Source organism: Pseudomonas sp. WS 5010 (genome assembly GCF_012985565.1).
GTDB lineage: Bacteria > Pseudomonadota > Gammaproteobacteria > Pseudomonadales > Pseudomonadaceae > Aquipseudomonas.
On sequence record NZ_JAAQWQ010000002.1, the window covers coordinates 349859 to 364265 of the forward strand.

The 14407-nt window shown below is 58.8% G+C and carries 14 protein-coding genes and 1 pseudogene; 13 read left to right on the forward strand and 2 right to left on the reverse strand.

Annotation, left to right across the window (positions count from 1 at the left end):
* The first annotated feature begins 50 nt into the window (after nt 1–50).
* The 5 genes and pseudogenes from HBO11_RS06400 to HBO11_RS06420 form a co-directional block, all read left to right on the forward strand.
* A complete protein-coding gene (locus tag HBO11_RS06400) occupies nt 51–2096 on the forward strand; it encodes a glycoside hydrolase family 19 protein (protein ID WP_346266873.1) in 2046 nt (681 codons plus the stop codon).
* Nucleotides 2089–2868, forward strand: a complete 780-nt coding sequence (locus tag HBO11_RS06405) for a hypothetical protein (protein ID WP_169951953.1) — start codon at nt 2089–2091, stop codon at nt 2866–2868. The genes HBO11_RS06400 and HBO11_RS06405 overlap by 8 nt, the downstream gene beginning before the upstream one ends.
* Before the next feature lie 273 nt (nt 2869–3141).
* A complete protein-coding gene (locus HBO11_RS06410) occupies nt 3142–3294 on the forward strand; it encodes a PAAR domain-containing protein (RefSeq protein ID WP_346266487.1) in 153 nt (50 codons plus the stop codon).
* A 649-nt stretch (nt 3295–3943) separates the two neighbouring features.
* Nucleotides 3944–4120, forward strand: coding sequence for a hypothetical protein (locus HBO11_RS28615; RefSeq protein WP_262380984.1), 177 nt, complete (start codon nt 3944–3946; stop codon nt 4118–4120).
* Nucleotides 4102–4686 (forward strand): annotated as a pseudogene (locus HBO11_RS06420) (type VI secretion IcmF C-terminal domain-containing protein); the annotation flags it as partial. The gene HBO11_RS28615 and the pseudogene HBO11_RS06420, both read left to right, overlap by 19 nt.
* Before the next feature lie 26 nt (nt 4687–4712).
* Here HBO11_RS06420 and HBO11_RS06425 read toward each other — a convergent pair.
* Nucleotides 4713–5660 carry a DUF1853 family protein gene (locus HBO11_RS06425; RefSeq protein ID WP_169951951.1) on the reverse strand — a complete coding sequence of 316 codons (948 nt, stop codon included), beginning with the start codon at nt 5658–5660 and terminating at the stop codon, nt 4713–4715.
* Nucleotides 5661–5814: 154 nt separating this feature from the next.
* On the opposite strand from HBO11_RS06425, the gene HBO11_RS06430 reads away from it, so the two are divergent.
* The 8 genes from HBO11_RS06430 to HBO11_RS06465 all read left to right on the forward strand — a co-directional run bounded on the left by HBO11_RS06430 (nt 5815) and on the right by HBO11_RS06465 (nt 14076).
* Nucleotides 5815–6705 carry an NAD(+) kinase gene (locus tag HBO11_RS06430; RefSeq protein WP_010210870.1) on the forward strand — a complete coding sequence of 297 codons (891 nt, stop codon included), beginning with the start codon at nt 5815–5817 and terminating at the stop codon, nt 6703–6705.
* On the forward strand, nt 6702–7679 hold the full coding sequence (locus HBO11_RS06435) for a metallophosphoesterase (RefSeq protein WP_169951983.1): 978 nt from the start codon (nt 6702–6704) through the stop codon (nt 7677–7679). Before HBO11_RS06430 ends, HBO11_RS06435 begins: the two co-directional genes overlap by 4 nt.
* On the forward strand, nt 7672–8541 hold the full coding sequence (locus tag HBO11_RS06440) for a rhomboid family intramembrane serine protease (RefSeq protein WP_169951949.1): 870 nt from the start codon (nt 7672–7674) through the stop codon (nt 8539–8541). The genes HBO11_RS06435 and HBO11_RS06440 overlap by 8 nt, the downstream gene beginning before the upstream one ends.
* A 31-nt stretch (nt 8542–8572) precedes the next feature.
* Nucleotides 8573–8833, forward strand: coding sequence for a DUF1315 family protein (locus tag HBO11_RS06445; protein ID WP_029291449.1), 261 nt, complete (start codon nt 8573–8575; stop codon nt 8831–8833).
* A complete protein-coding gene (locus HBO11_RS06450; protein ID WP_178121767.1) occupies nt 8830–9660 on the forward strand; it encodes a DUF2797 domain-containing protein in 831 nt (276 codons plus the stop codon). Before HBO11_RS06445 ends, HBO11_RS06450 begins: the two co-directional genes overlap by 4 nt.
* 13 nt (nt 9661–9673) lie before the next feature.
* The gene (gene pepN / locus HBO11_RS06455) at nt 9674–12331 is read left to right on the forward strand and encodes an aminopeptidase N (protein WP_169951947.1); all 2658 of its coding nucleotides are present in this window, start codon (nt 9674–9676) and stop codon (nt 12329–12331) included.
* A complete protein-coding gene (zapE, locus tag HBO11_RS06460; protein WP_169951945.1) occupies nt 12328–13434 on the forward strand; it encodes a cell division protein ZapE in 1107 nt (368 codons plus the stop codon). Before pepN ends, zapE begins: the two co-directional genes overlap by 4 nt.
* Nucleotides 13435–13584: 150 nt before the next feature.
* Nucleotides 13585–14076: a GNAT family N-acetyltransferase gene (locus HBO11_RS06465; protein ID WP_169951944.1), complete on the forward strand. Its 492-nt coding sequence runs from the start codon at nt 13585–13587 to the stop codon at nt 14074–14076.
* A gap of 43 nt (nt 14077–14119) precedes the next feature.
* Here HBO11_RS06465 and HBO11_RS06470 read toward each other — a convergent pair whose 3' ends face one another.
* Nucleotides 14120–14341, reverse strand: a complete 222-nt coding sequence (locus HBO11_RS06470; protein WP_169951942.1) for a hypothetical protein — start codon at nt 14339–14341, stop codon at nt 14120–14122.
* Nucleotides 14342–14407 lie beyond the last annotated feature (66 nt).

Sequence of the window (14407 nt, forward strand, 5' to 3'; positions counted from 1 at the left end):
GTATTGTAGACGCGGTTTGATGAGTCTGGAGTTTTTGAAAGGATTCCGAAGTGACCGTCAGTGGGGAGGGTGAATACCGCAAGCTGGAAAGCACTAACGGGCCAGATGTGCTGAAAAAAGCCGACGGCTCACTGCTCGGTTTCCTTTCGGTTGATTATCTGGTCCCCGTCGTCGGAGATGAGTATCGGGTCAAAGCGACGCCTTCACTGCGCGTCCGCGCAGAAGCCAACACCAGCAGCTCCGTCCTTATGGAGTTACCCGACGGCACGGAAGTTACCGTGAGCGGTGAAGGTCCGTTCCGCAAGTTGGAGCGTGTTAATCAATACGTTCATTTCAACTCGCTGGAAGGCGCCCCGGAACCGCTAGCCGACCGCATCGTGGTGCTCGATCAGCCCATCCCGATCAAGGCGGGCGATTTGATCGGACACATTGGTGAGTATCAAGGCGGCAATGCCGAGCACCCGGAAAAGAAGCTGCACCTGGAAGTGTTCAGTGCCGACCACGTGGAGCCATTTATCGAGGCAAGCCGTGCCTGGACCCATCGACTGCCCGCCGCCAGCAAGACCTGGCTGAAATTCTCCAAGGGCACCGCAGTGGTGACGCATCAGGAGCGTTTCAACGCCACACAACCACCCACACTCAGCGCTGCCGGCACGCCCAGTGATGCTGATCTGCGGGTGCCCAAAAGCCTGATTGATGGCCTGCCGGCAGACAAAAAAATCGTAGTCACCGCAGCGCCAGATCGAAGCGCCTGCAACTGGTATCGGCTTGATGGGCTATTCCACGACGAGAACGGTGTGTTACTCGATGGTTGGGTGCGTGAAGAAGTGGGCGTTACACCGTGGTTCGGTCCATGGTCGTGGGAGGGCTACGACGTCGTCTTCAACTATGACTCCCCTCGGCAAACCCTGGCGTCCTTTTTTCGGGCCGTAGGCCGTTTCAGTCAGGAGCAACTCGAACGCTACGGTAACTTGGCCGATAAGTCTGATGAAGGACGAATGAAGAATCGCCTGTACGACATCATCGATCGAGACCGTGATGGAGTGGTGACGGCTGAAGAGTTACAGGCAGCAATTGCTTTACCGGCGCACGCGCAGTCGTTGTCGCAACTGGTCATCCACTACGAAAGCGAGTGGCGCCACGAACCTTACAAGTGGGATGCACTGGACGATGTACTGGGGCATAGCGGCTCGACTCCACTTTTGAACTGGGTGGCGGAGAAGGAGCGGATCAAGGAGATCAGTTGGTGGAATGAGGTGGCACCGGAAGTGGGGTTGCCGGTGGATGGCCGGGTTTATCACTTGCATCCGGTGGGATTAGTTAATCACTTATTTATTAGTGTGCAGGGGGTTCTGAATTGCAAAAAATGCGGCGCCATGATCAATTTAACGAGAGGATTTTTTGAGGATATATGCGGCAATGCTGTCAACCCTGAATTCATTAGTGCAATGGTGGGCGCTTCCAGGAGTATGTTCAATAAATATGGTGTAAATAGTTGCGTCCAAATCACACATTTATTGGCTCAAGCAAAGAAGGAGACAGGGGGGTTTGTGAGTTTTCGAGAGTCGCTGAATTACTCAAGAAGAACCTACACAGCTGATAAGCTTTATAAGCTTTCTCCGACGGTAATCAATGCAGGTTTCTCTAGGGTGGGACTCAGATTTGTCAGTAAAGAGGAGAAGTTAAAGTGGATAGATGAGAATTTTCTGGGGAACGATGCTGCATATGGTGTGCACTGCTACGGAAGCACCGAACAGCCAGGAAAGGATTTTAGAGGTCGAGGATTGATACATCTTACTCATTATGAGACGTACAAAAAGTGCGCCAAAGAAACGGGGCTTAAAATTGATGTAATGCCGGAACTTTTAGAGAGCGACTTTGCGGTAGCTATAGAGACTGCTCTATGGTTTTGGCAAGGAAAAAATATTGCGTTAATTGCCGAAGATACTTCTCTGTCTGAGAACGCTGCCGTAATTGCTGTGACGCGACCTATTAATGTCGGATTGGCGGGTTTGCCTGAGCGGCAACAATACAAACGAGATATTACACCTATTTTCTTTCATCACTTTGAAACTGAGTGTACTAAAAATGTTTAAGTTACTAACTTTTATGATTCTCTGTGTTTTAGTTTTGCCGGCTGCGGTGTTTGGCCGCACATGCGATGATCTTGGGGGCGGGCAAGCTTATCAACCTATGGATTTTAATGGTTCAACAGTATGCTTCGTTTTTACAAAGACTCCTACGGAGGAGGGGCAGTTGTCACGCGATCCTGATGGTATCGCAATTTACTCATTATCCAAATCTGAAAAATCAAGGCTGGTGTATGAGTTTCCATACGCAGGAACAAAAGGAAAAATCAATGATGCCTTCGCTATTTTTGTGAGTGCAGCGAGCGAAGAAATGTTTTTTGTAATACACAGTGTGGAAGCGCCGAGAGCATGGGATGTTATAAGTGATGTTTATGATGTGAGTGTGTTTGTTTTTGAAGGCGGCGCTTTAGTTAGAGACGAGTTGCGGTCAGGTTTTTTTGATATGGGTGGAGATATGAAAGATAATGTTGGGGAGTTATCTTACGTATACCCTTATAAGGATAAGATTTCAGTCAGTAAAGCTGTGCGATCAATTTTGTTTGAGGTGGCAGGAATGCCTGTGCCCATTAGCGGTGTGGTTAAAGAAAAGTCGTTTTTATATGGTTCTGATACTGAGCCCGTGATACAGGAGCCGAGCAGAGTGTACTTGATTAAGGGTGATGAGGTAGCAGTGGAGCAATCCATGGCAGGTTGGTGCAAAGTTTCATTTGTCACAAAAGTAAAAAGGGTCCAAAAATGGATGCAATGTAAGTCAATAGCTTTTTCGGAAAGACAATGATTTGTAGGCTCTGTGAGGTTAGTTTGGTGGCTGTTTTCGGCTCGTAATGGTATGCGCCAAGCAATATGTTTAAAAGCGTATAACGATGATTGCTCTTGGGTTTTAAATGTGTTTGACAGATGTGGCTCCTGCGCAAGGTAAGTAATTTAATTGCTTCGTGAGAGAGATTAAACATGAAAAACGTTATCCGCATAGGTGACAAAACAACTGGCGGCGACACTGTTCTATCAGGATCCACTGTCATGAATTTCAGAGGCATTGGTGCCCGACCCGGTGGACTGTCTGATCCCCGGCCATGGTCGAACGGAGATTGCCGAGGGCCATCCAGCGTTTCACGACCACGGCATTCCGGTCGCGTTTCATGGGCATCGTTGCGCGTGTGGCTGCACCTTGATTTCTTCTTTGCCTCAAGTGAGTGCGAGTTAGTAATGCCGGTCAGATTGGATCAAGTCCCAGCACCGTCGCCACGACCTTCGCAGCCTAGGGGTTGGCTTTGGTTAGGCCTACTGCCACTGCTGCTTTTGCTGCTTGGTGTTTAGGACGTTTTTGTTCGGTACTCAATCGTTACGGGAGCATCCCGCGAATTTCTGGGGCATGGCTTTGGTGTAGCCGCTCTTGTGTTGGTGCTTACTGAGCTTCGGGCGTGTGTTGCTGTATTTCGTTCAACAGCAGGTCGCTGATGGGTGGGATAAGGCACGTGAAGAGGATTTAATCCAAAAAATTTGGTGCGGTCGGCGTGTGCTGCAGGTACTGGGTGTAAGTCTACACACAGCTTTGAGCGAACTGGATGCGTCGGTAACGACACTACTCGGTTCCTTGCGCGGCGAGGTCAAGGCGATCACGGCCCAGCCGTCCAGGAAAGGTCAAACTGTGTCGCGTCACAGCCGGATAGCAGGCGATGCGGATGACACTCTTGAGCAGGCGTTACTAAGGCTATTAAAGCAAGCGTCTGATTCGCGATCCAACCACCGCCGATCTTCGTCAGCAACTCAACGCGCTGGTCAAGCTGCAACCGGACCATTCCGAGCGCGCTGAACGCGCCCGGCAGACCTACGACCAGCTCAAGGCCCACCTGATGCTGGCCCGTCCGGACAAAGCCGACGCTGATCTGCTGGTCAAAACCCTGGCCAACGTCGAATCCTCCGCCCTGGTGTTGTGCCAGGCCTCTGGCAAACCCTGTCACCCACGCTTTGGCAGTTCTATGGCTAGCACCTGGCCGCCAACCCCGCTTGGCGCATCGAGCAGTTTCTAAAGCGGCAATTGAGCGGCGTGTTGCGCAAGGAGGGCAGTCAGTGGGTTGTGGACCTACGTCATCGCCAAGAGTTACGTTTCAACCCGGCGTTTCTCAGCGCCATCAACCAGCTCAGCGACCTCGCCGATGTGCTCTACACCGACGGCGGCATGGGGCTGAGTTTCGAGCTGCAAGGCAAAGCGGTGCGCGATGTGGTGCAGACCACCTTCATCCTCAACGGCGACCGGCACCAGTATTTCAACTAGAAGGAAAGTTGGCAGCGCTTCCACTGGCCGGGCCACAGCGACTATCCGGGCGTGAGCCTGAGCTGGACCAGCGTGCATGCCGGCGAGCGTCTGTTCGGCGACTACTCTGATACCTGGGACCTGATCCGCTGGCTGGGAAACGCCCAGGTCACGCCGTTGGACGACAATCACAGCCGCTATCGCCTGCTGCTCAAGGCGCCGGATGGCTTGAGCCTGACCTGGCACCTGCGCACGGAATTGGATGCGGTACCACTGGCGTTGCTCAAGTTGAGAGGCTTCAAGGTGCCGCAACAGATATTTCTCAGCTCAAATGACACTTGAGCCCACTGAGTATGGCGCCGTGGAGCTTAGGTGGTCCCCGGTACATTCGGCCAAAGATCCGCCACCAGAAACAGCCGCTCCGCTTCCTGCCAATCCTCACCGTTGTGCGTCATGCGCACCAACAGTTGCGCCGGCGCCATCGGATCAAGGTCGGCCAGCCAGCGCTGCATCTGCTCCTCACTCCAGATTTCCCCTGCCGGGTAATGCGCCGGCGCGAGCCAGGCATGGCGGGGCAGGGGTTGCCAGCGGCCCGGCGGGCTGGCATTGATAAAAGCCAGCCAATCGCGCTGATGCAACCAGCTCCCACGCAGATGCTGTGGATGGGCGCCGAGGGGCGGTTCGGCCTCGCCGGGCCAGGGGTACAGCAGGTAGCCGCCGAGCCACAGATGGGCGGTGAAATCCCTAATATCCAGGGCTGCCAGCATCTGCCGGCTTTGCGCGCTCGCCGAGATGGGCAGTTGATGGTCGGCCAGATGGGCCAGCTTGCGGTCCAGGCGGTCGTGACAACCGGGGCCCAGCCATTGCGCGGTATCACGGCCGTCGCCCTCTTGCGGGCCCAGGTAGAGCTTGATCGCCAGTTCCAGATGATGCACGCCGTCACGGTCGCGCAGCAGCATGTCCAGCTCCCCCAGGGTATGGCCGGCCTGGCGGATAGGCAGGTTGGCCGCGAGTAATTCCACGCCGGGCGCGTGTTGCACGGCAAATTGCCACAGGCGTTCGTAATACAGGCCCAGGCGCCGGGTACGTGCCAGGCTCAGCCAATGCAGCAGGTGGCTGCTGTCCTGGTCCAGTTGCCGCAGCCATTGTTCCAGTGCCGCGGGTTGCTGCACCCAATCGCTGCCGGCCAGGGGATGGCGTTGCGGCCAGGGTGTTTGTTCCAGCATCGGCGGGGCGAGAATCACCCACGCCAGGTCCCGCACTTCGGGATGACGCAATTGACGGGGCAGGTACTGCAGGTCGGGAAACGGATTCATGGTCCGAGCATAGCTGTTTCCTACTCGCTGCGGGACCGTGGCGGGTGTTGAGAACCGTTGTCGTCTGGGCCCCGTGGCGACAAAGGATTTTGTCTAATGCGGCCTTTCGCCCATAATCGTTCTTTTTGCCAGACCCAAACCCTGCAGGAGCCCCATGGAGCAATTTCGCAATATCGGCATCATCGGTCGCCTGGGCAGTACCCAGGTTCTGGACACGGTCCGCCGGCTGAAAAAGTTTCTGCTTGAGCGCCACCTGCATGTGATCCTCGAAGACACCATCGCCGAGATTCTGCCGGGCCACGGCCTGCAGACCTCATCGCGCAAGATGCTCGGTGAAGTCTGCGATATGGTGATCGTGGTCGGCGGCGACGGCAGCCTGCTGGGCGCCGCCCGGGCCCTGGCGCGGCATAACGTGCCGGTGCTGGGGATCAACCGGGGCAGCCTGGGGTTCCTCACCGATATCCGCCCTGACGACCTGGAAGTCGAAGTGGCCAAGGTGCTGGACGGCCACTACCTGGTAGAAAACCGCTTCCTGCTGCAAGCCGAAGTGCGCCGCCATGGCGAAGCCATCGGCCAGGGCGATGCCCTCAACGATGTGGTGCTGCACCCCGGCAAGTCGACGCGGATGATCGAGTTCGAGCTGTACATCGACGGCCAGTTCGTTTGCAGCCAGAAGGCCGACGGCCTGATCGTCGCCACGCCCACCGGTTCCACGGCCTATGCGCTGTCGGCCGGCGGGCCGATCATGCATCCCAAGCTCGATGCCATTGTGATCGTGCCGATGTACCCCCATATGTTGTCGAGCCGGCCGATTGTGGTCGATGGCAACAGTGAGCTGAAAATCGTGGTCTCCAAAGACATGCAGATCTACCCGCAAGTCTCCTGTGACGGGCAGAACCACTTCACCTGCGCCCCCGGTGACACCATCACCGTGAGCAAAAAAGCGCAGAAGCTGCGGTTGATCCACCCGCTGGATCACAACTACTACGAAGTGTGCCGCACCAAGCTGGGCTGGGGCAGCCGCTTGGGGGGTGGAGGCGACTGATGCTCGATCCCGCGCGTAGCTACGACCTGATTGGTGACGTGCACGGTTGCGCTCATACCCTTGAGCACCTGCTCGACCAGATGGGTTACCACAAGCAGGGCGGCACCTGGCGCCATCCCTCCCGCATGGCGGTGTTCCTGGGCGATATCATCGACCGTGGCCCGCGCATCCGCGAGGCACTGCATATCGTCCACGACATGGCCGAAGCCGGCCAGGCGCTGTGCATCATGGGCAACCATGAGTTCAACGCCCTGGGCTGGAGCACCCTGGCGCCGCCCGGCAGTGGCAAGCAGTACGTGCGTGAACATTCGCCACGCCACGCGCGGCTGATCCACGAGACCCTGACCCAGTTTGAACACCACCCCGGCGACTGGCATGACTTCCTCGGCTGGTTCTACGACATGCCGTTGTTTGTCGACGCCGGGCGTTTTCGCGTGGTGCACGCCTGCTGGGATGCGGGGCTGATCGAACCGCTGCGCGGGCAGTTCCCCGACGGCTGTATCGACGAGCATTTCCTGCAGGCGGCGGCGGTGCCGGGCAGCTTTGCCTGCAATGCCTTCGATCGCCTGCTGCGCGGCACCGATATGCGCCTGCCGGACGGCCTGACGCTGACCGGTGGCGATGGCCTGACCCGTTCGTTCTTTCGCACCAAGTTCTGGGAAGACGACCCGAAGACCTACGGCGATATTGTGTTCCAGCCCGATGCCTTGCCCGACCCGGTGGCCCGTACGCCGTTGTCCTCGACCGAGAAAAACTCCCTGCTGCGCTATGGGGTGGATGAGCCGCTGCTGTTTGTCGGCCACTACTGGCGCAGTGGCAAACCGGCGCCGATCCGCCCGAACCTGGCCTGCCTGGACTACAGCGCGGTGCTCTACGGCAAGCTGGTGGCGTATCGCCTGGATCAGGAAACCTGCCTGGACCCCAACAAGTTCGTATGGGTCGATGTCGAGCGCCCTGAGGTGCTTCATGAGTAACGTGGCCGTTTTACGCTTGCCGCTGACGGTTGACCTGGCTGGATTCGTCAAACTGTTGCAGCGCATGCAGGTGCCCCATCGCGTCAGCGAAGAGGCCGGCGAGCAGGTGCTCTGGGTGCCGGACGCGATCAGCGAAGACGTGCGCAGCCTGTATCAGCGTTTCCCTGCCGGCGATCCGCACCAGCAGCTGGATATTCCCCAGGAACCGGTAGCCAAGCGCGCCGGTTTTCTCCAGCAGTTGCGCCACAGCCCACTGACCGCGGGTGTGTTGCTGCTGAGCCTGATCGTCGGTGCGGTCACGATGCTTGGCGACAACCTGCAAGCCATGAGCTGGCTGACGTTCCTGAATTTCCACGTGGCCGGTGAATACCTGTACTTCACGCCCCTGGCCGACAGCCTGGCGGCGGGGCAGTGGTGGCGGTTGGTGACGCCGATGCTGATCCATTTCGGCATCCTCCACCTGGCGATGAATGGCATGTGGTACTGGGAACTGGGGCGGCGGATCGAGGCGCGCCAAGGCAGTATCAACCTGCTGGGCCTGACGTTGCTGTTCAGCCTGGCCTCCAACTACGCGCAATACACCTTTGGCGGCCCGGGCCTGTTCGGCGGCTTGTCTGGCGTGTTGTACGGCTTGCTCGGCCATTGCTGGATCTACCAGATGCTCGCGCCCAACCCGGCGTATCGCCTGCCGCGTGGCGTGCTGGTAATGATGCTGGTGTGGTTGGTGCTGTGCCTGTCGGGCCTGGTCTCGATGATCGGCTTCGGCGAAATCGCCAATGCGGCCCATGTCGGCGGCCTGGTGGCGGGTTGCATCACCGGTTTGCTCGGCGGGTTGTACAGCCGCCATAAACGTAACGCTTGAATCTCTGCCCATTATTTAAAGGAAGAGTCTTATGTCCTCTTTTGCTGAAATGATCGAAAACATCACCCCGGATATCTACCAGAGCCTCAAGCTCGCCGTGGAAATCGGCAAATGGTCCGATGGCCGCAAGCTCACCGCCGAACAGCGTGAGCTGTCGTTGCAGGCGATGATCGCCTGGGAGCTGCAAAACCTGCCGGAAGACCAGCGCACCGGCTACATGGGGCCGCAGGAATGCCAATCGAAGTCGACCCCGGTGGAAAACATCCTGTTCAAGTCGGATGCCATCCATTGATTGAGATTGGCCGTGGTGCAGTCAGCAAGATGTCGGCGCAACTGGGTTCGCCGACCGTTCAATACGCTTTTCGCCTGGGCGACACCGAGGTGCCGGTCAATCCGTTGATTGGCACTCATGTGCGCCTGGAATACCTCGGTGCGATCCACTGCACCCACTGCGGGCGCAAGACCAAGACCAGCTTCAGCCAGGGCTATTGCTACCCGTGCATGACCAAGCTGGCCCAGTGCGACCTGTGCATCATGAGCCCCGAGCGCTGCCATTTCGATGCCGGCACCTGCCGCGATCCGGCCTGGGGCGAAAAATTCTGCATGACCGACCATGTGGTGTACCTGGCGAACTCGTCGGGGATCAAGGTCGGCATCACCCGCGCCACCCAATTGCCCGCGCGCTGGCTGGACCAGGGCGCGAGCCAGGCATTGCCGATCATGCGCGTGGCCACGCGTCAGCAATCGGGCTTTGTCGAAGATGTGCTGCGCAGCCAGGTCGCCGACAAGACCAACTGGCGCGCCTTGCTCAAGGGTGACGCGGCAGCGGTAGACCTTACGCAGGTTCGCGACGAGCTGTTCGTCTCCTGCGCCGACGGCCTGCTGCAATTGCAGGAACGCTTCGGCCTGCAGGCCATCCAACCGGTAACCGATATCGAGCCCCTCGAAATCCGCTACCCGGTGGAGCAATATCCAACCAAGATCGTCAGCTTCAACCTGGACAAGAACCCGATTGCCGAAGGCACGCTGCTGGGGATCAAGGGCCAATACCTGATCTTCGATACCGGCGTTATCAATATTCGTAAATACACGGCTTACCAGCTCGCCGTGCATCAGTAGAAGGATTTCACGCATGCGCACCGAACAACCGAAGATGATTTACCTGAAGGACTATCAGGCGCCCGAGTACCTGATCGACGAGACCCACCTGACCTTCGAGTTGTTCGAGGACCATAGCCTGGTCCACGCGCAGCTGGTGATGCGCCGCAATCCCGAGCGCGGCACCGGCCTGCCGCCGCTGGTACTCGATGGCCAGCAGTTGGAACTGCTGAGCGTGGCCCTGGGTGACCAGGAACTGAGCGCCGCCGACTACCAGTTGAGCGACAGCCATCTGACGTTGCAACCGACCAGCGAGCGCTTCACGGTCGACACCAGCGTGCGCATCCACCCGCAAACCAACACCGCCCTGGAAGGCTTGTACAAGTCCGGCGGCATGTTCTGCACCCAATGCGAGGCCGAAGGTTTTCGCAAGATCACCTACTACCTGGACCGCCCGGACGTGATGAGCACGTTCACCACCACCGTGATCGCCGAGCAACACAGCTATCCGGTGTTGCTGTCCAACGGCAACCCGATTGCCAGCGGCCCCGGCGAAGACGGCCGGCACTGGGCGACCTGGGAAGACCCGTTCAAGAAACCGGCCTACCTGTTCGCCCTGGTGGCCGGCGACCTGTGGTGCGTCGAAGACACCTTCACCACCATGAGCCAGCGCACCGTCGCACTGCGCATCTATGTCGAGCCGGAAAACATCGACAAGTGCCAGCACGCCATGAACAGCCTGAAGAAGTCCATGCGCTGGGATGAAGAGGTCTACGGTCGCGAATACGACCTGGATATCTTCATGATCGTCGCGGTCAACGATTTCAACATGGGCGCCATGGAAAACAAGGGCCTGAACATCTTCAACTCCAGCGCCGTGCTGGCCCGCGCCGAAACCGCGACCGACGCCGCGCACCAGCGGGTAGAAGCCATCGTCGCCCACGAATACTTCCACAACTGGTCGGGCAACCGCGTGACCTGCCGCGACTGGTTCCAGCTGTCGCTCAAGGAAGGTTTCACGGTATTCCGCGATTCGCACTTCTCCGCCGACATGAACTCGGCCACCGTCAAGCGTATCCAGGATGTGGCCTACCTGCGCACTCACCAATTCGCTGAAGATGCAGGGCCGATGGCCCACGCCGTGCGCCCGGACAGCTTTATCGAGATTTCCAACTTCTACACCCTGACCGTGTACGAAAAGGGTTCGGAAGTAGTCGGCATGATCCACACCTTGCTCGGTGCCGAGGGTTTCCGCAAAGGCAGCGACCTGTACTTTGAGCGCCACGACGGCCAGGCCGTGACCTGCGACGACTTCATCAAGGCCATGGAAGATGCCAACGGCGCCGACCTGACCCAGTTCAAGCGCTGGTACAGCCAGGCCGGCACCCCACGCCTGGTGGTGAGCGAGTCCTACGACGCTGGCGCCAAAACCTACAGCCTGACCTTGCGCCAGAGCTGCCCGCAAACCCCGGACAATGTGGAAAAACTGCCGTTCGTGATTCCCGTGGCCCTGGGCCTGCTGGATGCCAAGGGCGTCGACCTACCGTTGCGTCTGGTCGGTGAAGCCGCTGCGCAGGGCACCTCGCGGGTATTGTCGGTGACTGAAGCCGAGCAGACATTCACCTTCGTCGATATCGCCGAACAGCCGTTGCCGTCGCTGTTGCGCGGCTTCTCGGCACCGGTGAAGCTGAGCTTCCCCTACAGCCGTGACCAGTTGATGTTCCTGATGCAGCACGACAGTGACGGTTTCAATCGCTGGGAGGCGGGCCAGCAACTGGCGGTGCAGGTGTTGCAGGACCTGATCGGCCAACACCAGCAGGGCCAGGCCCTGGTGCTCGATCAACGGTTGGTCAACGCACTGCGTAGCGTGCTGAGCGATGAAAGCCTGGACCAGGCCATGGTCGCGGAAATGTTGTCGTTGCCGGGCGAGGCCTACCTGACCGAAATCAGCGAAGTGGCTGACGTCGACGCGATCCACGCCGCCCGCGAGTTTGCGCGCCAGCAGTTGGCCGACCAACTGTTCGAAGGCTTGTGGCTGCGCTACCAGGCCAACCGCGACCTGTCGCGCAACACGCCTTACGTGGCCTCGGCAGAGCACTTCGCGCGCCGCGCCCTGCAGAACATCGCGCTGTCGTACTTGATGCTCAGCGGCAAGCCAGAAGTGCTGGCCGCAACCCTGGAGCAGTTCGACGCGTGTGACAACATGACCGAACGCCTGACGGCACTGGCGGTGCTGGTCAACTCGCCGTTCGACGCCGAGAAGGCCAAGGCCCTGCAAGTGTTTGCCGAGAACTTCAAGGACAACCCGCTGGTCATGGACCAATGGTTCAGCGTCCAGGCCGGCAGCGTGTTGCCGGGCGGGCTCGCGCGGGTCAAGGCGCTGATGCAGCACCCGGCGTTCAATATCAAGAACCCGAACAAGGTCCGCGCGCTGGTCGGCGCCTTCGCCGGGCAGAACCTGATCAACTTCCACGCGGCCGATGGCTCGGGCTATCGCTTCCTGGCGGACCTGGTCATCGAGCTGAATGCCTTCAACCCGCAGATTGCCTCGCGGCAGTTGGCGCCGTTGACCCGCTGGCGCAAATACGACAGCGCCCGCCAGGCGCTGATGAAGGCGGAACTGGAGCGCATCCGCGGTTCGGGCGAGCTGTCCAGCGATGTGTTCGAGGTGGTCAGTAAAAGCCTCGCATGACGCCTGACTCACCGCTGGCTGCCTACCAACAGGCCCTGGCCGATGGTTTTGTGGCTGACGACGCGCAACGCCGAGCGGTTGAGGCGTTGCAGGCCTGCCATGCGGCGTTGCACCAAGCCGCCGACGCACCGGTCACCGGGGTTTATCTGTGGGGGCCGGTGGGGCGGGGCAAGACCTGGCTGATGGATCAGTTCCACCAGAGCCTGCGGGTGCCTGCGCGACGCCAGCACTTTCATCACTTCATGGGCTGGGTCCATCAACGCCTGTTCCAATTGACCGGCACCCCGGACCCGTTGCAGGCGCTGGCCCGCGAGTTGAGTCGCGAGGTGCGGGTACTGTGTTTCGACGAACTGTTCGTCAATGACATTGGCGACGCAATCATCCTCGGGCGCCTGTTCCAGGTAATGTTCGACGAAGGGGTGGTGATGGTCTGCACGTCCAACCAGCCGCCAGGGCAGTTGTACGCCGATGGGTTCAACCGCGAGCGCTTCGTGCCGGCTATCGAGGCGATCCAGGCGCATATGCAGGTGGTGGCGGTTGATGGCAGTGAAGATCACCGTTTGCATCCGGGCACGGCCGTGCAGCGCTATTGGGTGGATCAACCCGAGGCGTTGGCCAGGGTCTTTGAGGATTTGAGCAAAGGCCAGGCCTTAAGCAGTGCACCAGTGAACGTGGGCTCGCGTGTGATTGCCACGGTGCGGTCCAGCGAAAACATCCTGTGGTGCCGCTACGCTGACCTGTGCGAGCAACCGTTGGCAGCCATGGATTTCATGCTGTTGTGTGATCGCTATCGTGCCATTTTACTGGGCGAAGTCCCCGGCTTGAGCGCCTCGACACGCCCTGGACGGATTGCCCGTGGTACCGAGGATGGCGCCCAGCGCGTGGAGGCGGGCGACCGTGAGTTGCCGGCGCTGTCGGTGCACGACGACAGCGTGCGGCGGTTTATCGCCCTGGTCGATGAGTGCTACGACCGCAAGGTGGCGCTGTACATCGAAGCCAAGGTGCCCTTGGCTGAGCTATACACCGAGGGTTACCTGGAATTTGCATTCCGCCGCACCCTCAGTCGTTTGCAAGAGATGCAGTTGCAACGTTTTGGTCGGTGATGGCTATTTGCCCATGCTCACTGGCGTTTACTTGTTGGCTTTTTCCCGCGCCAACTTGTAGTTAATCTCCTTCATCTAACGCCTACACCGCGCTTACAATCGAGCTTTTGCGGGGAGCTCATCCCTGCCGGGCAGTTATCGAGGAAGGAAATGGAAGCCGCAGAAATACTGGTACTGCAAGCCAGCTACAGCAACCCCGTGCACGCCGAGGCCCTTGGCCTGTTGCTCAACCACTATGCACAAGACCCCATGGGCGGCGGCCACGCCTTGTCCGCCGACCTGCTGCAACAGTTGCCGGCGGAACTGGCCAAGCGCCCCCATGCGTTCAGCGTGCTGGCCTTTGTCGGCGGGGAGCCGGCCGGGTTGGTGAACTGTTTCGAGGGGTTCTCGACCTTTGCCTGCCGGCCGCTGGTCAACGTGCATGACGTGGTCGTCAAGGAAGCATTCCGGGGGCTGGGCCTGAGCCAGAAAATGTTGCAAAAGGTCGAGGAAATCGCCCGCCAGCGTGGTTGCTGCAAGATCACCCTGGAAGTGTTGGAAGGTAATGCCGTGGCACAGGCGTCGTACCGCAAGTTTGGGTTCGACGACTCAATCTTCGACCCGGCCCATGGCCGCATGCTGTTCTGGAGCAAGGTCCTCTAACGGATCATTCCCACGCTCTGCGTGGGAATGATCGGGGGTGGGGTTAGCTCTTGGGTTGCTCGGCGTCCCGCGCCTGTTCGGCCGATCCGGATTCAGTGCCCTTGGCATCGGCAGCCGCGGTCTGTTCGGCATCGCCGTGGATTTGCTTCTGGACGAAGCTGAAGTTGTTGAAGTGCTCCTTCACGCGTTCCCCGCCGCCTTCAGCGAAGGCCGCAGCCGAGGTCAGGCCCAACAGGCCGGTGAGCATCAAGATGGAAAGTTTCATCGCATGTATTCCCATTAAAAGTGACCGGTATCTGCACCGTCCCTGATCAGATTTATGGGAATAGTT